The following is a 20,318-nucleotide window of genomic DNA, read 5'->3' as shown; positions in this document are numbered from 1 at the left end:
CGGTCACCGATGAGCGTACCCAGCAACGTCCAGCGCTTCGAAGCGCTGCTCTATGCGTCATTGATGCTGGATGCCCTGTCGGTCGCGGTGCAGGACCGCACGCCCAATGCCGAGATGACCGAGCAGATGATCATGATGGCGACCCTGCTCGCCGGCGGCATGATCCTGCTGCTGGTCTATTTCGTCTGGTTGGCTGCGCGTTGGCGCAAGAACTGGCCGCGCTGGGTGCTGGCGGCGGCCCTCGTGCTGTCCGTGATCTCGCTCGGCCAGATCATCGGCGAGAAGGGCCTGGAGCTCGACAGCGTCATCGAGATCGTCTCCTGCGTGTTGACGGCGATGGGGCTGTATTTCTCCTTCACCGGCGACGCGCAGGGCTGGTTCAACGCCTAGCGCGGGGCCGTAGGGTGGGCAAAGGCGCGCCCTTGCGCGCCGTGCCCACCATGATCGTGCGATGGATCAAATTGGTGGGCACGCTTCGCTTTGCCCACCCTAAGATCGCCCGAACTGCGCTACACTTCCTTCCATGGAATGGACCGACGAAGGCATCGTGCTGGGCGTGCGGCGGCATGGCGAGAGCAGCGCCATCGTCGAGCTGCTGACGCGTGCGCACGGCCGGCATCTCGGCCTCGTGCGCGGTGGCGCCGGTTCGCGGATGCGGCCGCTCTTGCAGCCCGGCAACAGCGTCAGCGTGGTGTGGCGGGCGCGGCTCGACGAGCATCTCGGCATCTATGCGATCGAGGGCCTCAAGCTGCGCGCGGCGACGCTGCTGGGATCCTCCCATGGGGTTTATGGCGTCACTCATCTCGCCTCGATTGCGCGGCTGCTGCCGGAGCGCGATCCGCACGAAGACATCTTTGCGATGCTCGAACATTCGCTCGATGATTTCGACGATATCGGCAGTGCCGCCGTGCACCTCATCCATTTCGAGCTGGCGATGCTCGCCGAGCTCGGCTTTGGGCTCGCGCTGGAAAACTGCGCGGTGACCGGCGAGACCACGGACCTGATCTATGTTTCGCCGAAATCCGGCGGCGCGGTGTCGCGCGGGGCCGGCGAACCATGGCGCGACCGGCTGTTGCGCCTGCCGCCGTTCCTGCGTCGTGGCGAGGCCGCGAGCGACCTCACCGACCAGGATCTCCAGGACGGCTTCCGGCTCACCGGCCTGTTCCTGCTGCGCCATGTGCTGGAGCCGCGCGGCCAGGGCCATTCCGACGCGCGCGCCGGCTTCATCAATGCGCTGACGCGGCAGCAGGCGAAGGCGGCCATTCCGGTGCCATGACCTGAGGGCGCCTCTGCGTTGCCCGAGGGCATGATGTTCCCGGGAACGAAACCCGCCCGGCTGAATTGGCCTCGCTGGGTTCCACAAAGGGGACAGCCTAAATGTTGATCAAGGGATTCGCCTTGTCGGCGGCGCTGCTTGCGTTCGCGCCTGACGCGGTGGCTGGCGAGCCGCAACCAGGTGTCTTTCGCCGGGCATCCTGCACCGTGATCCGGTATTACGTGGCGAAATATTCCGCTGCGGCCGCAGAGACATGGGCGCGGTCCAAGGGGGCAACGGAGGCCGAAATCGAGGTCGCCCGGCGTTGCCTGACCAATGCGCCGGTCACCGCGCAAGCCAAGACCCAGCAGCCAGTGACCGCCGGCTGGGCAGGGCAATAGCCGCCCACAGGGAACCAATCGATCCTTGCCCGATTCGCTTCCACGGTTTAACCGGGCGGCATGGGAAAACGATTGATTCCGCCGGAGGAACCGGCCGAAATTCACGAGGTGCCGCTGCGCGAGGCGCTGGAAGAGCGCTATCTCGCCTATGCGCTCTCCACCATCATGCACCGTGCGCTGCCGGATGCGCGCGACGGCCTGAAGCCGGTGCACCGGCGCATCCTCTACGGCATGCGCCTGCTCAGGCTCGACCCCGGCACGGCCTTCAAGAAATCCGCCAAGATCGTCGGCGACGTGATGGGCTCGTTCCATCCGCATGGCGACCAGGCGATCTACGACGCCATGGTGCGCCTCGCGCAGGATTTCTCCTCGCGCTATCCGCTGGTCGACGGCCAGGGTAATTTCGGCAATATCGACGGCGATAACCCGGCCGCCTACCGCTACACCGAAGCGCGCATGACCGACGTCGCGCGGCTTTTGCTCGAGGGTATCGACGAGGACGGCGTCGAGTTCCGCGCCAATTACGACGGCCAGTCGAAAGAGCCGGTCGTGCTGCCCGGCGGCTTCCCGAATCTGCTTGCCAACGGCGCACAGGGCATCGCGGTCGGCATGGCGACCTCGATCCCGCCGCACAACGCGGCCGAGCTCTGCGACGCCGCGCTGCACCTGATCGAGAAGCCCGACGCGAAATCAAAGGCGCTGCTGAAGTGGGTGAAGGGCCCGGATTTCCCGACCGGCGGCATCTGCGTCGATTCCAAGCAGGCGATCGCTGAAGCCTATACGACGGGTCGCGGCTCGTTCCGTGTTCGCGCTCGATGGGAGCAGGAAGAGGGTACGCGCGGCACCTGGGTCGTCGTCGTCACCGAGATTCCCTTCCTGGTGCAGAAGTCGCGCCTGATCGAGAAGGTCGCCGAGCTGCTGGACCAGAAGAAGCTGCCGCTGGTCGGCGACATCAGGGACGAGTCGGCCGAAGACGTCCGCATCGTGATCGAGCCGAAGTCGAAGAACGTCGATCCCGCCCTGATGATGGAATCGTTGTTCCGGCTGACCGAGCTCGAAAACAAGATTCCGCTGAACCTCAACGTGCTGATCAAGGGCCGCATCCCCAAGGTCGTCGGGCTCGCGGAGTGCCTGCGCGAATGGCTCGACCATCTGCGCGACGTCCTGATCCGCCGGACCAACTTCCGCAAGACGCAGATCGAGCACCGGCTCGAAGTTCTGGGCGGTTTGTTGATCGCGTACTTGAACCTCGACGAGGTGATCAGGATCATCCGCACCGTGGACGAGCCGAAGCCGGCGCTGATCAAGGCGTTCAAGCTCACCGAGGTGCAGGCCGAAGCCATCCTCAACATGCGCCTGCGCAACTTGCGCAAGCTCGAGGAAATGGAGATCCGCACCGAGGACAAGAACCTCCGCGCCGAGCTCAAGGGCATCAATGCGGTGCTCGCCTCGGAGCCGGAGCAGTGGAAGAAAGTCGGCGAGCAGGTCGGCAAGGTCCGCGACATGTTTGGACCGAAGACGCCGCTCGGCAAGCGCCGCACCACCTTTGCGGATGCGCCCGAGCACGACCTCGCCGCGATGGAAGAAGCCCTCGTCGAGCGCGAGCCGGTGACGGTCGTGGTCTCCGACAAGGGCTGGATCCGCACCATGAAGGGCCATGTCGAGGATCTCTCGGGGCTGGCCTTCAAGCAGGACGACAAGCTCGGTTTTGCCTTCTTCGCGGAGACGACCTCGAAGCTGCTGCTGTTCGCCACCAACGGCAAATTCTACTCGCTCGATGTCGCAAAGCTTCCGGGCGGTCGCGGCCATGGCGAGCCGATCCGTTTGTTCATCGACCTCGAGCAGGAGGCAGCCCCCGTTGCGCTGTTCGTCAACAAGGGCGGGCGCAAATTCCTGGTCGCGAGCCACGAGGGCCAGGGCTTCGTCGTCAACGAGGACGATTGCGTCGGCACGACCAAGAAGGGCAAGCAGGTCCTCAACGTCGACATGCCGAATGAGGCGCGCACGGTCACCGAGGTGATCGGCGACACCGTCGCGGTCATCGGCGAGAACCGCAAGATGCTGATCTTCCCGCTCGACCAGGTGCCGGAGATGGCCCGCGGTCGCGGCGTGCGCCTGCAGAAGTACAAGGACGGCGGCTTGTCCGACGTCGCTGTGTTCGAGGCCAAGGCGGGCCTGACCTGGAAGGACTCCGCCGGCCGCGAATTCTCCGCGACCATGAAGGAGCTCGCCGAGTGGCAAGGCACCCGTGCCGACGCCGGCCGCCTGCCGCCGAAGGGTTTCCCGAAGTCGAACAAGTTCGGCAAGGTGATCGGGTAAGGTAGGCTCTCGCCACAACAACGGTGTCAGGCCCCGGCTTGACCGGGGCATGCAGTCCGCCGGGGCTTCTCGGTTCGATTACTGACGTCACGGAGTACTGGATCGCCCGCCTTCGCGGGCGATGACAGCGAGAGAGTGGTGCGCATCTGTCTCCCCACCGTCATTGCGAGCGCAACGAAGCAATCCAGACGGCCGCCGCGGAAAGACTCTGGATGCTTCGCTCCGCTCGCAATGACGAGATGCGATAGCGCCGCTCTCCAACTCAAAAGTGCGCATCCCGCAAACGCGTGGCAGATAGCCACGAGAGCATACGTGGGGGCACGAACATTGCTTTTTCCTGGTGACTGCGAACGTTTCAGTCAAAAGGCAAAAACACACCAATGTTCAAACCGAAGGCTTTCATTCCGGCGCTGTTCGGCCTCGCGCTGGTCGCGGCTCCAGCGCATGCAGCGGGCAATCTCGTCGCAGTGCTCGAGGCGGAGATCGTCACGCTCGATCCGCATTTTTCCACGGCCTACATTTCGCGCACGTTTGGCTACATGGTGTTCGACACGCTCTTTGCGAAAGATTCCAAGGGCGACATCAAGCCGCAGATGGTGCAGGACTGGAAAGTCTCTTCCGACGGATTGACCTATACGTTCACGCTGCGTGACGGCCTGAAATGGCATGACGGCCAGCCGGTCACGGCGGCCGATTGCGTGGCGTCGCTGCGCCGCTGGGGGACCCGCAGCGCGCTCGGTCGTCGCATCTTCGCGATCACGGCCTCGCTCGAGCCGACGGATGCGAAAACCTTCGTGCTGACGCTGAAGGAGCCGTCCGGCCTCGTGATCGATGCGCTCGGCAATCCCGTCAGCCCGGTCGCTTTCATGATGCCCGAGCGCATCGCGAAAACACCCGGCGACCAGCGCATCACGGAGATCATCGGCTCCGGCCCGTTCGTCTACAGCAAGGCCGATCACCGCACCGGCGATCGCATGATCCTGAAGAAATTCGCCGACTATGTGCCGCGCCCCGAGCCCGCCGATTTCCTCGCCGGCGGCAAGCGCGTCGGCATCGACACGCTCGAGATCCGCGTCATCCCTGATGGTGCGACCGCCGCGTCCGCGCTGCAGGCGGGCGAGGTCGACTTCATGCAATATGCGCCGTTCGATCTGTTATCGCAGCTGGAAAAGAACTCCCGCGTCAAGCTGGTCAATTTCACTGGCGGCAACATGTTCGCCGGCGCCTATCGTCTCAACGCCGCATCGAAGCCGTTTGATGATCCGGAAATTCGCCGCGTGCTGTGGAAGCTGGTCGACCAGCGCGAGGTGCTGGATGCGCTCGGGCTCGATGCCAAGTACGCCGTTCCTTGCGCGACGTTCTTCACCTGCGGCACCACCTATGAGAGCAAGGCGGGCACGGAAGCCGCCGCAAAGACGTCGATTGAAGCGGCGAAAGTTGCGTTGAAGGCGACCAAATATGCCGGCGAGCCCGTCATCGTCATGGAAGCCAACGACCTCGAAGCTCCGCGCGTTTCGGCGCAGGTGCTGGCCGAACGGTTGAAGCAGGCCGGGTTCAACGTCGATCTCCAGGTGATGGACTGGGCGAGCGTGCTGGCGCGCCGCGCCAAGAAGGAGGGCTGGAGCGTCTATGGCGTCCACGCCGGTGGTTTTGACTTGGGCTCGCCGCTGACCAACGTGATGGTCGCCTTCAACTGCGCCGACTTCACCGGCTGGCAGTGCGACGCGCGCATCACGCCGTTAATGGAAGCCTTCGCGAAGGCGCCGGCCGAAGAGGATCGCAAGAAGATCGCAGGCGAGATCCAGGGCGTCATGTACGATCAGGCGCCCGCGATCCCGTGGGGCCAGTTCGCGCAGCCGGCGGCCTATCGCGCCACCCTGCGTGGTCTGATACCGTCCGCCATCCCGGTGTTCTGGAACGTTGAGAAGTAACGCGATGTACGATGTCATTGTTGTCGGCGGCGGCTCCGCCGGCGCCGCTGTTGCGGCGCGGCTTTCCGAGGATCCCGCACGGCGTGTCCTGCTGCTCGAGGCGGGGCTGGACTGGCGCGCCGACGAGGCGCCCTGGGAGGTGATGACGCCGAATCCGATCCCGATCATCCACAAGCGTGAGTACCAGGAGAAATGGCAATGGCCTGATCTGCTGACGCGCCGGGTGGCCGGGCAGGAGCCGCGCTTCTACTGGCGCGGCAAGGGGCTTGGCGGCTCATCGATGATGAACGGCCAGATTGCCATCCGCGGCGTCGCCGACGCGTTCGACGAATGGGCCGCTAATGGCTGCACCGGCTGGTCGGCCAAGGACGTGATGCCACTGTTCTCGGTGATCGAGGATGATCTGGAATTTGGTGACGCCCCTGGCCATGGAAGCGGCGGACCGCTGCCGGTCTATCGCGCGCCGCCCGAGAAGTGGGGCCCGATCGATCGCGGTCTGCGCGATGCGGCGCTGGCGAGCGGCTATCCCTGGTGCGCCGACCTCAACGGTCCTGATGGCGAGGGTGTCGCCTGCTATCCCATCAACAGCCGCGACAGCCGCCGCATCACGACCAATGAGGGCTATCTCGAGCCCGCGCGCGGCCGTGCCAATCTGGAGATTCGCGGGCACGCGCTGGTCGATCGCGTGCTGATCAGCGACGGCCGGGCGACCGGCCTTCGTGTTCACATCGAAGGGCAGGGCACCCACGAGATCAGCGCGCGCCAGATCGTGCTGTGCGCCGGCGCCATCCACAGTCCGGCGATCCTGCTGCGCTCGGGCATCGGACCGGCGGATGAGCTGAAGGCGATGGGGATTGCGGTCGAGCGCGATCTGCCGGTCGGCCGCCACTTCTTCGATCACCCGCTGTTCCGCGCCACGATCCAGCTCCATGAAAACCTGCGGCCGACCGATCCGGACACCCGCCACACCAATTGCTGCGTGACCTATTCCTCCGGCCTCGCCGATGGCGGCAAGCGCGACATGATCCTGATCGCGTTCAACCACCGCGGCATCGGCGTGCCGGGTGCGATCGGCGCCGGCCTGTTCAACGCCTATTCGCGCGGCACGCTCAAGCTGGCTTCGACCGATCCGGCGATCGATCCCATCGTCGAGGAGAACATGCTCGCCGATCCGCGCGACATGCTGCGGATGAAGGACGCGGTGAAACGGCTGGCCGTGATCACCTCCCAGCCGGCGCTTTCAGGCATTGCCGACTGGATCAGGCTGACCGACACCGATCTGACGCTGCCGCAGGCAGCTAGCCTGCCGGATCGCGAGCTCGATGCGCTGCTGCGGCGAGAGACCGGAGACATCCAGCATGCCGCCGGCAGTTGCCGCATGAGTGGCGTTAACGACGCTGACGGCGTGGTCAACCCTGATGGCACGGTGAAAGGCATAAGCGGCCTGCGCGTCGCCGACGCCTCGATCATGCCGTCCGATTGCCGCGCCAACACCCATTTCACGACGGTGGTGATTGGCGAGGCGATTGCGCGGATGATGATGCGGTAGGCAGCCGCGATTTGGCAGCAGTCTGCTGCCTCAACATGATGTCATGCCCCGGCTTGACCGGGGCATCCAGTCCCCCGCGGTCCATCGATCCAACCACAATCGTCTCGGCGTACTGGATCGCCCGGTCAAGCCGGGGATGACAGCGAGGATGCAGCCCAACCTCAGATCACCCCAACCAGCCGCAACGCCACTCCCGCCGCGCAACTGCCAGCCAGCACCGTCAGCATCCCCAGCTTGAAGCGGAAGATCGCGGTTGCGGCCGCGATTGACAGCACGAGCGCCGGGATGTCGATGCTGGTCAGCACCGGCCTGTCGAATGCGAACGGGAAAGCGTGCACCGGAACGGTCTCGCGGAACAGCGTGTGCAGCGCGAACCAGATCGAGAGGTTGAGGATCACGCCGACGACGGCGGCGGTGATCGCGCCGAGTGCGCCGGCGAGGCCGGTATTGCCGCGCAGGCGCTCGATGTAGGGGGCGCCGACGAAGATCCACAGGAAGCAGGGGGTGAACGTGACCCAGGTCGCAAGCAATCCGCCGAGCGTCGCTGCAAGCATCGGCGACAGGCCGCTCGGATCGCGGTAGGCGGCCATGAAGCCGACGAACTGAAGCACCATGATCAGCGGGCCTGGCGTGGTCTCGGCCATGCCGAGACCGTCGAGCATCTCGTGCGGCTTCAGCCAGTGATAATGCTCGACGGCCTGCTGCGCCACATACGCCAGCACGGCATAAGCACCGCCGAACGTGACCAGCGCCATCTTCGAGAAGAACAGCGCGATCTGGCTGAAGACGCTGGCCTCTCCGAGGACCAGGAGCAGCGCGATCACCGGCACCAGCCAGAGCGCGAGCCAGAGCGCACCGACGCGGATCGCGCGCGCGGTGTTGGGGCGCACATGCTCGGGAACGGCTTCGCCGAGCATGCTGTCGATCGCGGCGGTGCTGCCGCCGGGGCCGTGAGCCGCCGGGGCAAACTCCGGACGGCCAGCCCGCGCGCCGACATATCCGATCACGCCGGCGGCGATGATGATGATCGGGAAGGGGACCGCGAAGAAGAAGATCGCGACGAAGGCGATTGCGGCGAGCGCGATCATGATGCGGTTCTTCAGCGCGCGCTTGCCGACGCGCACCACGGCCTCGATGACGATGGCGAGCACGGCCGCCTTCAGCCCGAAGAACAGCGCCTCGACGAAGCTGACATTGCCGAAAGTCGCGTAGATGTAGCTGAGGCCCATGATGGCGATGATGCCGGGCAGGATGAAGAGCCCACCCGCCATCAGCCCGCCGGCGGTGCGATGCATCAGCCAGCCGACGTAGGTGGCCAGCTGCTGCGCCTCCGGTCCGGGCAAGAGCATGCAGTAGTTCAGCGCATGCAGGAATCGGCCTTCGGAGATCCAGTTCTTCTCCTCGACCAGGATGCGGTGCATCACCGCGATCTGGCCCGCGGGGCCGCCAAAGCTCAGGCAGGCGACGCGGAGCCAGACGCGGAAGGCCTCACCGAAGCTGATGCCGTGACCGGCATCAGCTTCCGCTTGATTGGCGCGGGCGTCCATCACGCCTTCACCTTGTTGGTCGGCCAGTTGTGGGTCTCGGCCGTCGCGTCGCGGCACCAGCGGTAGAAGGCATCGTAGAGCGTCATGCCAGCTTCGAGCTGCTCGAGATCGTCGTCGTACATCCGCGACAGCCCGAGCGAGGCCGCGAGCAGGCCGGGGGCTTCCGGCGCGAGGTCGGGCCGCGCGGTGTCGGCGCCACGGACCAGCGTGGCAAGCCGCAGCAGGGGCGGTGTTGCAATCCCGAACTCCTCGATCATCACGTCGAAGGTGCAGAGCTCGCCGCGGTGACTCCAGAACACGTTCTCGATGTCGAAGGGCGCCGCGTTGAAACGCTCGCCCACGGCGACGACCTCGGACGGCGCGACATACAGGAACACAGCGTTGGGATCGACGAAGCGGCGGATCAGCCAGGGGCAGGCGATCCGGTCGACCTTGGGCCGCGCCCGCGTCACCCAGACGGTCCGCCCCTTCGCGTCGCGCGGCGGCAGTTTTGCAGCATCGACCAACGGCAGCTTTGCGTCCTTCCAGCCCTCGAAACCGCCTTCCAGCGTCTCAGCCTGGACCCCTAGCTGCCTGAGCCAGGCCGCCGTGCCCTGCGCGAGCTTTGCGCCGCGCAGGCAGGCGACGATGGCGGAGCGGCCGGAAAATTCGCCGCCCCAGTCCGGAACGTTGCTGTGGCTAAACTTGATCGAGCCAGGGATCAGTCGCGGGTCTGCGGCAAAATCCTCGTCCGTGCGCACGTCAATCAGGGCAGGGGCGTTCGCCGTGCCGATCAGCCGTGCCAATTTGTCAGATGATATCGTTGTGTAGGAAGACATGATGCGCCCTCGTAAGAACAAACGGGACGCGATACTTGGGCTTGTCGCCTCGTGGGGAGATCGCTCAATCCCCATGAGCGCCATTACAACGAAACCGCGCCGGGCTGTCAATCGGCTCGTTGACTTGATTTTGCCCGGACATTCCGCAGGTCTATATTGCGGGTCAACGGACCGGACCTTTCGGAGACTTTTAGATGCATTCCCACTCCATTGAACACTGGACCCATGACCACGCCTTCCTCGGCGAGAAGCACGACGAGAACGAGCGGCGCACCTGGCTCGTGGTCGTCCTGACGCTGGTGATGATGGTCGGCGAGATCGTGGCCGGCTCGCTGTTCGGCTCGATGGCGCTTTTGGCCGACGGCTGGCACATGGGCACGCATGCGGCGGCGCTCGGGATTGCCGCCTTCGCCTACCGCTTCGCGCGCCGGCATCTGGGGAACTCGCATTTCACCTTCGGTACTGGCAAGTTCGGCGATCTCGCCGCCTTCTCCAGCGCGATCATCCTGGGTCTGATCGCAGTCGAGATCGCCTATGAGAGCGTGCTGCGTCTGTTCACGCCGGTGCCGATCGTCTATGGCGAGGCGATCGCGGTCGCTGCCCTCGGCCTCTGCGTCAACCTCGCCAGCGCGTGGCTGCTGCGCGACAGCCATGATCACCATCATCACGGACATGACCACGGCCATGGGCATGCGCATGATGATCACGACGATCATGACCACGATCACGGTCATCGCCATCATCATCACGACAACAATCTTCGCGCGGCCTATGTCCACGTCATGGCCGATGCGGCGACCTCGGTGCTGGCGATCGCAGCGCTGGTGGTCGCGATGTATTCGGGATGGGTCTGGGCCGATCCGGCCGTCGGCCTGATCGGCAGCGCCGTGATCGCGAGCTGGGCGTTCGGCCTGGTCAAGACGTCCGGCGCGGTGCTGCTCGACGTTCGCGCCGACGAGAAGCTCGAACGCACCATCCGCGCCCGCATGGAGGTCGGAGAGGACCGCGTCACCGACCTGCATCTCTGGCAGGTCGGGCCCGGCCATTGCGCCGTGCTGGTCTCGGTGGTGTCGGACAAGCCGAAGCAGCCGGCTGTCTATAAAAAGCGGCTCGCCGGGCTGAAGGGCCTGAGCCACGTCACGGTCGAGGTCGAGACCTGCCCGCATTGATGTGATCTGCCGAAACGGAATTCGGCGGCGCAGCCGGGGTTGATCCTCGGTCGCAGCCATACAAGGCGTTGCAAGAGGAACCAAGGATGATGCCCAGGATGAAGTTTGCTCTCGCCGTCGCCGCGCTGGCTCTGTCCGGCCACGCGGCCGTTGCGCAGTCCGAGAAATCAGGCGTCGAAAAGCTCTACGTCCTCAATTGCGGCGAGGGCACCGCCGGCGATATCTCGCGCTGGACGCCCGGCCTGAACGAAGGCAAGTCGATGGACTTCGTCGACAGCTGCTATCTCATCAAGCACAGCAGCAAGGGCTGGTTCCTGTGGGACACCGGCATCTCCGATGCCGTCGCCGCCATGCCGAACGGCCTTGTCCCCGCCGATCCCAAGGCCGTCACCTGGCGCCGGCCGAAGACGTTGGCCGCCCAGCTCGAACAGCTCGGCCTCAAGCCGGATGACGTCAAGGCGATGGCGGTGTCGCATACGCATCCCGACCACACCGGCAATGTCGAGCTGTTCCCGCAGGCCACGCTGTACGTGCAGAAGGCCGAATATGACTGGCCCGGCGCCAACAACGAACCGCGCTTCAAGCCCTCGCATCCCGTCGAGTTGCTCGCGGGTGACAAGGACGTGTTCGGCGACGGCAGCCTGACCATCCTGTCGACGCCCGGCCACACGCCGGGACACCAGTCGCTGCTGGTGAAACTGCCAAAGACCGGTGCGGTGGTGCTGTCGGGCGACGCCGTCCACTTCAGGGATAATTGGGACAATCGCCGCGTCCCCAGCATGAACGCCAACAAGGACCAGAGCGCGGCTTCGATGCAGAAGATCGCGGACACGCTGACCAAGGAGAAGGCGCAGCTCTGGATCAACCACGACAAGGCCCAGCGCGACAGCCAGAAGATGGCGCCTGAGTTTTACGACTAACGTTTGCGCCGAGGCTGCTGCCATGACGCTGGCAGCAGCAACGTGTTAGGGCCCAGGAAAGCTCCGCGACAGGAGATGATCGTGGGAGAGTGGGTCGGGGTTGCGATCGCGCTCGCGTCCAGCAGCCTCGGTGGCACCGCCGCGGCGATCACCCGCTATCTCGTCGGCGGCGCCGATCCGGTTCTGCTCGCGATCCTGCGCTGGGGGATCGGCTTTCTCTCCCTGTTGCCTTGCGCGCTGCTGCTTGGCGTGCGCTGGCCGCAGCGGCCCGACTGGCCGGCGGTGGCGCTGCTCGGCATCTGCTTCTTCGGCCTGTTCTTCATCCTCTACAATATCGCGGTGTCCTACACGACCGCCGCGCGCGCCAGTCTCGCGCTGGCGACGCTGCCGCTGCACACCATGGTGGTCGGTGCGATCCTCGGCGTCGAGCGGTTGACGGTGCGCAAGATCATCGGCGTCGGCATCGCCGTGCTCGGTGTGACAGCCGCGCTGGCCGTGGGGCTCGCCCAGAGCCCGCCCGGCGCATGGCGCGGCGAGCTGATTATGACCGGCGCCGTGTTCTGCATGGCGTTCTACAACGTGCTGTCGCGGCCGCTGATGCAGCGCTCCAGCGCGCTCGGCTTTCTCACCGCCGGTATGGGCGCGGGCGCTGCCGTGCTGGTGCTGGCGGGACTCGCGAAGGGCAGCTTTGCGGCGCTCGATCACTTCACGACGGCGCAGTGGATTGCCGGCATCTATCTCGGCATCGGCGGCGGCGCGCTCGCCTTCATCCTCTGGGTGATGGCGCTGGCGCGGGCGACGCCGACCCGCGTTGCCAATACCATGACGGTCAATCCGATTGCCGCGACCTTGCTCGCGGCGCTGCTCGTCGGCGAGCCGATCACGGCAAACCTTCTGATCGGGCTGATTGCTGTGTTCGCCGGCATCTGGATCGCGACCAGCCGGGCGAAGCCGGCCTAGCTGCGCGGTGCCGTGACCGGGGGCGGGCTGGCGTCCGGTGTCTTCTTCGGCTTGAGCGTGCCGGCGTAGAACGAGAGCAGCCAGACCAGGATGATTGCGAGGAGATAGACGCCCCAGGCCTGTGGCGGCGTGGTTGCCCAGCGCAGCAGGCCTTTGAAGGTGCGGGGCGGACTGTTGTCTTCGCTCATGGCCCGCTTGTGCGCGAAAGGGGCTGCGCGGTCAATCCGGGCGCCGTTCGGCGCGGATCAGGAACAGCGCCGCCAGCGCCGAGAGGCTGAGCGCGGAGGAAACCATCAGCACCTTGGCGCCCATGACATCGATGAGCAGGCCGAAGGCCAGCGGCGCCACGGCCTGCGCCATCCGTGCCGGCGCGCCGATGATGCCGAGGCGGTAGCCGAAATCCTTCGGACCGAAGATCGACAGCGGCAGCGTGCCGCGCGCGATCGTGAGAATGCCGTTGCCCGAGCCGTGAAGCAGCGCAAACGCGCTTGCGGCGGGCGCGCCGAAGATGGCGACGACGGCGGCACCGAGCGGGTGGGTGACGCAGGCAAGGCGCGTCGACCACAGCGGATCGTAGCGGCTCAGAAAGCCCGCTTCGAGAATGCGCGCGGCCACCTGTGCCGGGCCGATCAGCGCGCCGGCCGCGATGGCCTCGACATGCGTCGCGCCTGTGGCCTCCAGCAGGCGCGGGAAATGGACGGCCATCGCGCCGGTGACGGTCCAGACCGCCGCGAAGACGAAGGCGAGCAGCACCATGGTGCGGTCGAGCGGCAAATGCGGCTTCTCGGCCGTCGCCGCGGCCTGCCTGGCGCCCTTGATCGCCGGCAGCATGAAGAAGTTCAGGGGCAGGCCGATCAGAATGTTGGCGGCCGCCCAGGCGAAACAGGTCTCGCGCCAGCCGATATGGGACAGGCCCCAGGCGGTGAGGGGCCAGCCGACGGTCGAGGCGAAGCCTGCCATCAGCGTGATGCCGGTGATAGGCCTGCGCGCCTCGGTGCCATAGATGCGGCTGAGCGCGGCGAAGGCGGCGTCATAGAGCCCCATCGCCATGCCGATGCCGAGCACGAGCCAGGCGAACGCCATCACCGCCAATGATTGCGAGAGGCCGAGCAGGACGAGACCGGCGGCCATCGTCAGGTTCGAGACCGACAGCACCTGCCGGCCCCCGAACAGATCGATCTGCCGTCCGATGCGCGGGCCGAGCAGCGCCGAGATCACGAGCGAGGCCGAGAACGCGCCAAAGATCCAGTTGGAGGAGACGCCGAGGTCGCGCGCCATGGGATCGGCGAGCAGCGCCGGCAGGTAGTAGCTGGAAGCCCAGGCCAGGGTCTGCGTGGTGCCGAGCGCCAGGATGATCGGAAGCTGGCGCTGGCTCATTTCGGTGCGATTCTGGTCGCGGTGTGCGGCGGTGTCATCGGTTGCATTTGCGGCCCGCGGCGAGAGCGCGTCAACAGCGCCTGCGGCATATTCGACCTGCTGCGGGCGGGAGCCTTGGTTGCGCGACGTTCGCGCGCGGCCTTTCGCTCGTCACGAATGCACGCCATAATGGCGTATGCAATTGACCTCGCGCCTCGCGCTGATGAACTGGCTGACCGGCCAAGGGCTGACGGGCCTGCCCGAAAACGAGCTGCTTCGCGGCTTCTGCGAGCGCTGCCGCGCCGAAGGGCTGGAACTCTCGCGCGGGCTCGTCGTGATCGACACGCTGCATCCGATCTATGAGGGCCGCGGCTTCCGGTGGAGCGACCGGCAGAGCAACGAGAGCGATGTGTTCGAATATGGTTCGACCGCCGAAGGCGATGCCGCCAAGAGCTGGCGCCGCTCGGTGTTCTTCCACATGCTCGAGCACGGCGAGGACGAGAGGGTGATCGATCTCGCCGACGCGCCGTCGATGGATTTTTCGCAGATCGGCGAACTCGCGGAAAAAGGCCACAAGCACTATCTCGCCTTCGTGCATCGCTTCGGGGAGAACGGTGCGCTCGGCCTGATGGATTGCCTCTACTCCTGCTGGACCACGCGCCGCGACAGCGGCTTCTCCGAACCCGAGCTCGAATCTCTGCGCGATCTCGTGCCGGTGCTGGGGCTCGCGATCAAGTCGGCGCAGCAGGTCGACATTGCGCGAACGCTCGGCCGCGTCTATCTCGGCCGCGATGCCTCCGCGCAGGTGCTGGGCGGGCGCATCACGCGCGGCGTCACCGAGCGCATCAACGCCGTGCTGTGGTACTCGGATCTGCGCGGCTCGACTGGGATCAGCGAGAGCATCGGCCCCGACGAGATCATCCCGTTCCTCAACGACTATGCGCAAGCGGTGATCGACGCGATCCACGATGCTGGCGGCGACGTGCTGAAGCTGATCGGCGATGGCGTGCTCGCGATGTTCTGGGGGGAGGACATGTCGGATGCGCGGCGCGCCGCGCTGCGCGCCGAGCATCTGTTCCGCAAGAACGTCGCTGCGCTGAACAAGCGGCGGGAGGCCGATCGCCGTCCCACAACGTCGGCCTATATCGGCCTGCATGTCGGCGAAGTCTTTTACGGCAATATCGGCAGCGCGGACCGGCTCGACTTCACCGTCGTCGGCCCCACCGTCAACGAGGTCAGCCGCATCGCCTCGATGAGTCGCTCGGTCGACCGCGAGCTGCTGGCCTCGGCCGAGTTCTACAAGGGCCTGGACGCCGCCGGCCGCCGCTACCTCGTCTCCACCGGACGCTATGCGCTGCGCGGCATCGGCCGCGCGCAGGACCTCTACACGCTCGATCCCGAGGTCGATACGAGCGAGCCGGTGACCGGGAGCTACGAGCGGTATCTGGCGAATTAGGCTGACTGCTCCATCAGACGCGGCGGCACTAGCACCGCGCCGGCACTTCGTCCCCCACCATGGCCGGCTGCCGATCCAACGCCACGGCGGGAGAAAGCCAGATCACCAGCGCCTGCACGCCGAACACGGCGGCTGCGAGATACAGGCAGGCCTCCGCGCTCCAGAGGCCGCCGACGATCGCGCCCAGCGCCGAGCCGAGCGAACGCGCGCCGTAGCTCATGATGTTGATCGCGGAGACGCGTCCGAGCAGGCGCGGCGGCGTCACCGACTGGCGCAGGGTCGTGGTCGAGATCACCCACAGGATCGGCCCGACGCCGAGCAGGAAGAAGCTCATGGCTGCGAGCCAGGGCGAGGGGACCAGCACCGTCAGCGCCATCACCACCGCGGCGACGAAACCCGTGACCGGGCCAAGGCCGACCACCGTGCCGAAGGCGATGCGCTTCATCACGCGCGTGGCGAACAACGCGCCGATCACCATGCCGACGCCGTACATCGTCAGCACGGTGCCGACGCCTGCGGCCGTCAGGCCGAGATGGCGCACCGCGTAGGGCACGAACACGGCGATCTGGAGGAACCAGCCGGTGTTGAAGATGAACTGGGTGATGAACACCGGCCGCAGCAGCGGATGGTGGAACACGAAGGCCGCGCCCTCGCGGATATCCTGGAGCGGATGGCGCCGCGGCGAGGGCGTTCGGGCGGGCTCGTAGATGCCGGAGAGCAGCACGACGGCGATGGCCGAGAGCGCCGCGGCAAAGCCGAAGGCCGGACTCGCGCCCCACCAGCCGACCAGTGCGCCGCCGAGCGCAGGCCCGCTGGCAAAGGCGATGGTGCGGGCAAGCTCGATGCGGGCATTTGCCGACGGCAACAGCTCCGCGCTCACCAGCGAGGGCACCAGGGCCGGCGCCGCCACGCTGTAGACGACCGTGCCGCATACGGCGGCAAAGCCGAGCAGTGCCAGCAGCGGCAAATTGAGCGCGCCAAGTGTGAGCAACAGCACGATGGCCGCCAGCGCGACCGCGCGCAGCGCTTCGGCACCCGCCATCAGCGAGCGGCGGGAGATGCGGTCGGCGAGCAGGCCGGCCGGAATGGCGAACAGGACGAAGGGCAGGGTGAGGGCGGTCTGGAGCAGGCCGGTCTGGCCTTCTGCAACACCCAGCGTGAGCACGGCGACGATGGGGGCCGCGGCCAGCGCGATCTGCTCGGCCGATTGCGCCGCGAGGTTGGACCACGCCAGGCGGTTGAAGGTGTCGGGAAGGCGAAGCGGGTTTGACATGGCGCATTTCCTGCAAAGTCGAGTTGGCGCCAGTATCCGCTCCCGAGGACGGCCAAACCCACCCGCTTCCCGACAGGGCGGCGAATAACGGCCGCGCCGGGAACTCATGCGGCTAGATGCAGTTGCAAATGAGTTGCAATAAGCTTCGACTTCGGTATTCTGCTGCTATGGATGCCCGCTCACCCGATTTGACCCAAGATTCCGCCGGCTGGCGCACTGATGCGCCTGCCACGAAGAGCCTCGCCGAGGTGAACGCCACGATCGCCATCCCCAAGGCGGGGGTGTGGTGGCGGCGATTGCTCGCTTTTGTCGGCCCCGGCTACCTGGTCTCGGTCGGCTACATGGACCCCGGCAATTGGGCGACCGACCTCGCCGGAGGGTCGAAGTTCGGCTACACGCTGCTTTCGGTCATCCTGCTCTCGAATTTGATGGCGATCCTGCTCCAGTCGCTGGCGGCGCGGCTCGGCATCGTCACCGACCGCGACCTCGCGCAGGCCTGCCGCGCGACCTATTCGCCGGCGGTGAACTTCCTGCTCTGGCTCGCCTGCGAGGCGGCGATCATCGCCTGCGATCTCGCCGAGGTCATCGGTACAGCGATTGCGCTCAAACTGCTGTTCGGCATTCCCCTGATCGGCGGCGCGCTGCTTGCCGCGCTCGACGCCTTCCTCCTGCTGCTCCTGATGAACCGCGGTTTCCGTTTCCTGGAAGCCTTCGTCATCGCGCTGCTCGGCGTCATCGCCGTCTGCTTCGCGGTGCAGATCGTGGCCGCGGCGCCGCCGGTGGCGGAGGTCCTGCACGGCTTCATGCCGAAGACCGAGATCTTCACCAATCCGGAGATGCTCTACATCGCGATCGGCATCATCGGCGCGACCGTGATGCCGCATAATCTCTATCTGCACTCCTCGATCGTGCAGACGCGCGCCTATGAGCGCAACGACACCGGCCGGCGCGAGGCGATCAAATGGGCGACGACGGACTCGACCATCGCCTTGATGCTGGCACTGTTCATCAATGCGGCGATCCTCGTCGTGGCAGCCGCGACCTTCCACAAGAGCGGCCATTCCGACGTCGCCGAAATCGGCCAGGCCTTCGAGCTGTTGTCGCCGCTGCTCGGCCTCGGTATCGCCTCGACGCTGTTTGCGATTGCGCTGCTCGCCTCGGGCCTGAACTCGACGGTGACGGCGACGCTCGCCGGCCAGATCGTGATGGAGGGGTTTCTCGACCTGCGCCTGCCGAGCTGGGCGCGGCGATTGCTCACGCGCGGCATCGCCATCGTTCCCGTGATCGTCGTCACCGCGATCTATGGCGAACGTGGCACAGCGGATCTGCTGGTGTTCAGCCAGGTCGTGCTGTCGATGCAGCTGCCCTTTGCGGTGATCCCGCTGGTGCGCTTCGTCTCGGATCGGCGCAAGATGGGGAAGTTCGCGATACCCACGTCAGTCGCCGCGCTCGCGTGGATCGTCGCGGGCGTGATTGTGGTTTTGAACGTGAAACTGCTGGTGGATACGCTGTTCGGGTGAGTGCCGACAAAGCACACCGCTGTCGTCACCCGGCTTGACCGGGCGACCCAGTATTCCAGAGACAATTGGAATTGAGTCGAAAGGCCGCGGCGTATTGGATGCCCCGCCTTCGCGGGGCATGACTGAGAGTGCGGGTCAGCTAATCCTGCGGCTCTGACGTCGCGTCACCCTGCGCATCGATGCGCAGCCAGCCGGAGGGCGCGAGGCGCTGCTGCGGCAGGAAGCGGGCCTTGTAGTCCATCTTCTTCGAGCCCTCGATCCAGTAGCCGAGATAGACGTAAGGCAGCCCCTGGCGGCGGGCTCGCGCGATGTGGTCGAGGATCATGAAGGTGCCCATCGACCGGCTGACCTGGCTCGGCTCGAAGAACGAATAGACCATCGACAGGCCGTCGCTGAGCACGTCGGTCAGCGCCACCGCGATCAGCTCCTCGCCGCGGCCGGTGATGCCGCTGTCGGGGCCGCGCTTGCGGTACTCGATGATGCGGGTCTCGACATGGCTGTCCTCAACCATCATGGCGTAGTCGAGCACGGTCATGTCGGCCATGCCGCCATGGCGGTGGCGGGAGTCGAGATAGGCGCGGAACACCGAATATTGCTCGGAGGTCGGCACGGCACTGCGCTGCTCGCCGATGATGTCGGCGTTGCGCGCGATGACTTTCCGGAAGTTGCGGGAGGGGCGGAACTCGTTGGCGACCACCCGGACCGAGACACAGGCGCGGCACTGGTCACAGGCCGGCCGGTAGGCGATCGACTGACTGCGGCGGAACCCGCCATGGGTCAGAAGGTCGTTGAGGTCGCCCGCGCGCTCCCCCACGAGGTGCGTAAACACCTTGCGCTCATGCCGGCCCGGCAGATACGGGCAGGGAGAGGGCGCCGTGAGGTAAAATTGGGGGGTGTCGCGCGAGTGCTGGGTCAAGGTACGTCGTGGGCCTCCAAAGTGGGTGTCAGCATCGCGCTACGAAGGCCCCCGGTCAATCGGTCTAAGCGGCAGGTCAGATCAGTCAGTTTAGTCGGTCCTGGTTGATAGGATCTTGATCATCAGGTTCTCAGTAGGGCCTTGCGGCTTGCGGCACGGGCGCGCGGACGGAATTGTTGATCACGACCGTTCCCAGCACGAAATCATGCAGCAGGCGCCGGCGGCCGTTGAACAGCCCAACCAGCACCACGAAAGGTGTCAGGAACGAGACCGTCACCCAGAACAGCACGGCATGGGTGGCGCCGAGCACGAAATAGCCGGGCGCGCCGTACCAGGTGCGCAACTCCAGATCCATCAGGCGCATGCCGATCGTCGCGGACGACGGACCGCCGATGCAGGCACCGTAATAGACGATGGCCCAAACAACGGAGGCCGGCCAGGCCAGCCAGAACAGCGCCCAGCCGATGCCGAGCGTGACGATGCCAAACAGCGCGATGAAGACGTAGCCGAGGATCACCGGAACGGAGATCACGACCATGTCGATCAGGAACGCGAACGCCCGCCGCGTCGCCACGCCACGGAACAATTCCGGGTGCAGATAGGGATCGTAGGCGTGCGGTTGCACAGCGCCGTCATTGCGCCAGGCATTGCCCGAGTCCGAATACGACATGGTCCGTTCTCCCAAGGGAAACTCCCGTGGCAGGACATGGGAACAAGTCATCCCCGTGCCAAGGGCGCGCAGGCGTCAACAAGCCGAAATATTCCGGCGATTCGGGGGCGATGGTGTTACCGCTGTCGTTCAGGGAAGGCGTCGCAGGGTGTGCAAAGGCGCGTTAGCGCCGTGCCCACCATCGTTTCGCGATCGCTGGCTGGCATGGTGGGCACGCTTCCGCCTTCGCTCTTCGAGCTACGGCGGACAAGCCGCTTG

The 20,318-nt window shown here is 65.8% G+C and carries 18 protein-coding genes; 11 read left to right on the top strand and 7 right to left on the bottom strand.

Annotation, left to right across the window (positions count from 1 at the left end):
• Positions 1-9 precede the first annotated feature (9 nt).
• From ACKWRH_RS25660 to ACKWRH_RS25635, 6 genes are all read left to right on the top strand, one after another.
• Positions 10-390: a hypothetical protein gene (locus tag ACKWRH_RS25660; protein ID WP_445215792.1), complete on the top strand. Its 381-nt coding sequence runs from the start codon at positions 10-12 to the stop codon at positions 388-390.
• 133 nt (positions 391-523) lie between these two features.
• Positions 524-1,276, top strand: a complete 753-nt coding sequence (recO, locus tag ACKWRH_RS25655; protein WP_445215791.1) for a DNA repair protein RecO — start codon at positions 524-526, stop codon at positions 1,274-1,276.
• A gap of 101 nt (positions 1,277-1,377) precedes the next feature.
• Positions 1,378-1,656, top strand: a complete 279-nt coding sequence (locus tag ACKWRH_RS25650) for a hypothetical protein (RefSeq protein WP_445215790.1) — start codon at positions 1,378-1,380, stop codon at positions 1,654-1,656.
• Positions 1,657-1,716: 60 nt separating this feature from the next.
• The gene (parC, locus tag ACKWRH_RS25645) at positions 1,717-3,975 is read left to right on the top strand and encodes a DNA topoisomerase IV subunit A (RefSeq protein WP_445215789.1); all 2,259 of its coding nucleotides are present in this window, start codon (positions 1,717-1,719) and stop codon (positions 3,973-3,975) included.
• A gap of 380 nt (positions 3,976-4,355) precedes the next feature.
• Positions 4,356-5,906 carry an ABC transporter substrate-binding protein gene (locus ACKWRH_RS25640; protein WP_445215788.1) on the top strand — a complete coding sequence of 517 codons (1,551 nt, stop codon included), beginning with the start codon at positions 4,356-4,358 and terminating at the stop codon, positions 5,904-5,906.
• A 4-nt stretch (positions 5,907-5,910) separates the two neighbouring features.
• Positions 5,911-7,455, top strand: a complete 1,545-nt coding sequence (locus ACKWRH_RS25635) for a GMC family oxidoreductase (RefSeq protein ID WP_445215787.1) — start codon at positions 5,911-5,913, stop codon at positions 7,453-7,455.
• A 161-nt stretch (positions 7,456-7,616) separates the two neighbouring features.
• On the opposite strand, the gene chrA is transcribed toward ACKWRH_RS25635, so the two are convergent.
• Together chrA and ACKWRH_RS25625 are read right to left on the bottom strand one after the other, a co-directional pair.
• Positions 7,617-9,002 carry a chromate efflux transporter gene (gene chrA / locus ACKWRH_RS25630; RefSeq protein WP_445215786.1) on the bottom strand — a complete coding sequence of 462 codons (1,386 nt, stop codon included), beginning with the start codon at positions 9,000-9,002 and terminating at the stop codon, positions 7,617-7,619.
• Positions 9,002-9,820 (bottom strand): chromate resistance protein ChrB domain-containing protein, encoded by an 819-nt coding sequence (locus ACKWRH_RS25625; protein WP_445215785.1) that lies wholly within the window; start codon positions 9,818-9,820, stop codon positions 9,002-9,004. The genes chrA and ACKWRH_RS25625 overlap by 1 nt, the downstream gene beginning before the upstream one ends.
• Positions 9,821-10,014: 194 nt before the next feature.
• On the opposite strand from ACKWRH_RS25625, the gene dmeF reads away from it, so the two are divergent.
• The 3 genes from dmeF to ACKWRH_RS25610 all read left to right on the top strand — a co-directional run bounded on the left by dmeF (position 10,015) and on the right by ACKWRH_RS25610 (position 12,869).
• On the top strand, positions 10,015-10,989 hold the full coding sequence (gene dmeF / locus ACKWRH_RS25620) for a CDF family Co(II)/Ni(II) efflux transporter DmeF (protein WP_445215784.1): 975 nt from the start codon (positions 10,015-10,017) through the stop codon (positions 10,987-10,989).
• A gap of 86 nt (positions 10,990-11,075) precedes the next feature.
• Complete coding sequence (locus ACKWRH_RS25615; protein WP_445215783.1) at positions 11,076-11,909, top strand: N-acyl homoserine lactonase family protein; 834 nt, start codon at positions 11,076-11,078, stop codon at positions 11,907-11,909.
• Between the two features lie 81 nt (positions 11,910-11,990).
• A complete protein-coding gene (locus ACKWRH_RS25610; RefSeq protein ID WP_445215782.1) occupies positions 11,991-12,869 on the top strand; it encodes a DMT family transporter in 879 nt (292 codons plus the stop codon).
• On the opposite strand, the gene ACKWRH_RS25605 is transcribed toward ACKWRH_RS25610, so the two are convergent.
• Together ACKWRH_RS25605 and ACKWRH_RS25600 are read right to left on the bottom strand one after the other, a co-directional pair.
• Positions 12,866-13,057 (bottom strand): hypothetical protein, encoded by a 192-nt coding sequence (locus ACKWRH_RS25605; protein WP_014494760.1) that lies wholly within the window; start codon positions 13,055-13,057, stop codon positions 12,866-12,868. The genes ACKWRH_RS25610 and ACKWRH_RS25605 overlap by 4 nt on opposite strands.
• Positions 13,058-13,088: 31 nt before the next feature.
• On the bottom strand, positions 13,089-14,246 hold the full coding sequence (locus ACKWRH_RS25600) for an MFS transporter (RefSeq protein ID WP_445215781.1): 1,158 nt from the start codon (positions 14,244-14,246) through the stop codon (positions 13,089-13,091).
• A gap of 175 nt (positions 14,247-14,421) precedes the next feature.
• Here ACKWRH_RS25600 and ACKWRH_RS25595 point away from each other — a divergent pair, with 175 nt between their 5' ends.
• On the top strand, positions 14,422-15,681 hold the full coding sequence (locus ACKWRH_RS25595) for an adenylate/guanylate cyclase domain-containing protein (protein ID WP_445215780.1): 1,260 nt from the start codon (positions 14,422-14,424) through the stop codon (positions 15,679-15,681).
• A 28-nt stretch (positions 15,682-15,709) separates the two neighbouring features.
• Here the strand turns inward: ACKWRH_RS25595 and ACKWRH_RS25590 are convergent, their stop codons facing one another.
• Positions 15,710-16,954, bottom strand: a complete 1,245-nt coding sequence (locus ACKWRH_RS25590) for an MFS transporter (protein ID WP_445215779.1) — start codon at positions 16,952-16,954, stop codon at positions 15,710-15,712.
• A gap of 167 nt (positions 16,955-17,121) precedes the next feature.
• Between ACKWRH_RS25590 and ACKWRH_RS25585 the strand changes: the two genes are divergently transcribed.
• Positions 17,122-18,474, top strand: a complete 1,353-nt coding sequence (locus ACKWRH_RS25585) for an Nramp family divalent metal transporter (protein WP_445215778.1) — start codon at positions 17,122-17,124, stop codon at positions 18,472-18,474.
• A 139-nt stretch (positions 18,475-18,613) separates the two neighbouring features.
• On the opposite strand, the gene ACKWRH_RS25580 is transcribed toward ACKWRH_RS25585, so the two are convergent.
• Both ACKWRH_RS25580 and ACKWRH_RS25575 read right to left on the bottom strand, forming a co-directional pair.
• A complete protein-coding gene (locus tag ACKWRH_RS25580) occupies positions 18,614-19,390 on the bottom strand; it encodes an arginyltransferase (protein ID WP_014494765.1) in 777 nt (258 codons plus the stop codon).
• Positions 19,391-19,520: 130 nt separating this feature from the next.
• The gene (locus ACKWRH_RS25575; protein ID WP_445215777.1) at positions 19,521-20,060 is read right to left on the bottom strand and encodes an RDD family protein; all 540 of its coding nucleotides are present in this window, start codon (positions 20,058-20,060) and stop codon (positions 19,521-19,523) included.
• Positions 20,061-20,318 lie beyond the last annotated feature (258 nt).

This window comes from Bradyrhizobium sp. Pa8 (genome assembly GCF_052588265.1).
Note: the sequence above shows the minus strand (reverse complement) of the source record. Positions and strands in the feature narration are given on the sequence as shown.

What these genes read in the sequence shown, in the direction of transcription:
- ACKWRH_RS25660 (WP_445215792.1), top strand. Translation starts at nt 10, where the DNA reads ATGAGCGTACCCAGCAACGTCCAGCGCTTCGAAGCGCTGCTCTATGCG.
- recO (WP_445215791.1), top strand. Translation starts at nt 524, where the DNA reads ATGGAATGGACCGACGAAGGCATCGTGCTGGGCGTGCGGCGGCATGGC.
- ACKWRH_RS25650 (WP_445215790.1), top strand. Translation starts at nt 1,378, where the DNA reads ATGTTGATCAAGGGATTCGCCTTGTCGGCGGCGCTGCTTGCGTTCGCG.
- parC (WP_445215789.1), top strand. Translation starts at nt 1,717, where the DNA reads ATGGGAAAACGATTGATTCCGCCGGAGGAACCGGCCGAAATTCACGAG.
- ACKWRH_RS25640 (WP_445215788.1), top strand. Translation starts at nt 4,356, where the DNA reads ATGTTCAAACCGAAGGCTTTCATTCCGGCGCTGTTCGGCCTCGCGCTG.
- ACKWRH_RS25635 (WP_445215787.1), top strand. Translation starts at nt 5,911, where the DNA reads ATGTACGATGTCATTGTTGTCGGCGGCGGCTCCGCCGGCGCCGCTGTT.
- chrA (WP_445215786.1), bottom strand. Translation starts at nt 9,002, where the DNA reads ATGGACGCCCGCGCCAATCAAGCGGAAGCTGATGCCGGTCACGGCATC.
- ACKWRH_RS25625 (WP_445215785.1), bottom strand. Translation starts at nt 9,820, where the DNA reads ATGTCTTCCTACACAACGATATCATCTGACAAATTGGCACGGCTGATC.
- dmeF (WP_445215784.1), top strand. Translation starts at nt 10,015, where the DNA reads ATGCATTCCCACTCCATTGAACACTGGACCCATGACCACGCCTTCCTC.
- ACKWRH_RS25615 (WP_445215783.1), top strand. Translation starts at nt 11,076, where the DNA reads ATGATGCCCAGGATGAAGTTTGCTCTCGCCGTCGCCGCGCTGGCTCTG.
- ACKWRH_RS25605 (WP_014494760.1), bottom strand. Translation starts at nt 13,057, where the DNA reads ATGAGCGAAGACAACAGTCCGCCCCGCACCTTCAAAGGCCTGCTGCGC.
- ACKWRH_RS25600 (WP_445215781.1), bottom strand. Translation starts at nt 14,246, where the DNA reads ATGAGCCAGCGCCAGCTTCCGATCATCCTGGCGCTCGGCACCACGCAG.
- ACKWRH_RS25595 (WP_445215780.1), top strand. Translation starts at nt 14,422, where the DNA reads ATGCAATTGACCTCGCGCCTCGCGCTGATGAACTGGCTGACCGGCCAA.
- ACKWRH_RS25590 (WP_445215779.1), bottom strand. Translation starts at nt 16,954, where the DNA reads ATGTCAAACCCGCTTCGCCTTCCCGACACCTTCAACCGCCTGGCGTGG.
- ACKWRH_RS25585 (WP_445215778.1), top strand. Translation starts at nt 17,122, where the DNA reads ATGGATGCCCGCTCACCCGATTTGACCCAAGATTCCGCCGGCTGGCGC.
- ACKWRH_RS25575 (WP_445215777.1), bottom strand. Translation starts at nt 20,060, where the DNA reads ATGTCGTATTCGGACTCGGGCAATGCCTGGCGCAATGACGGCGCTGTG.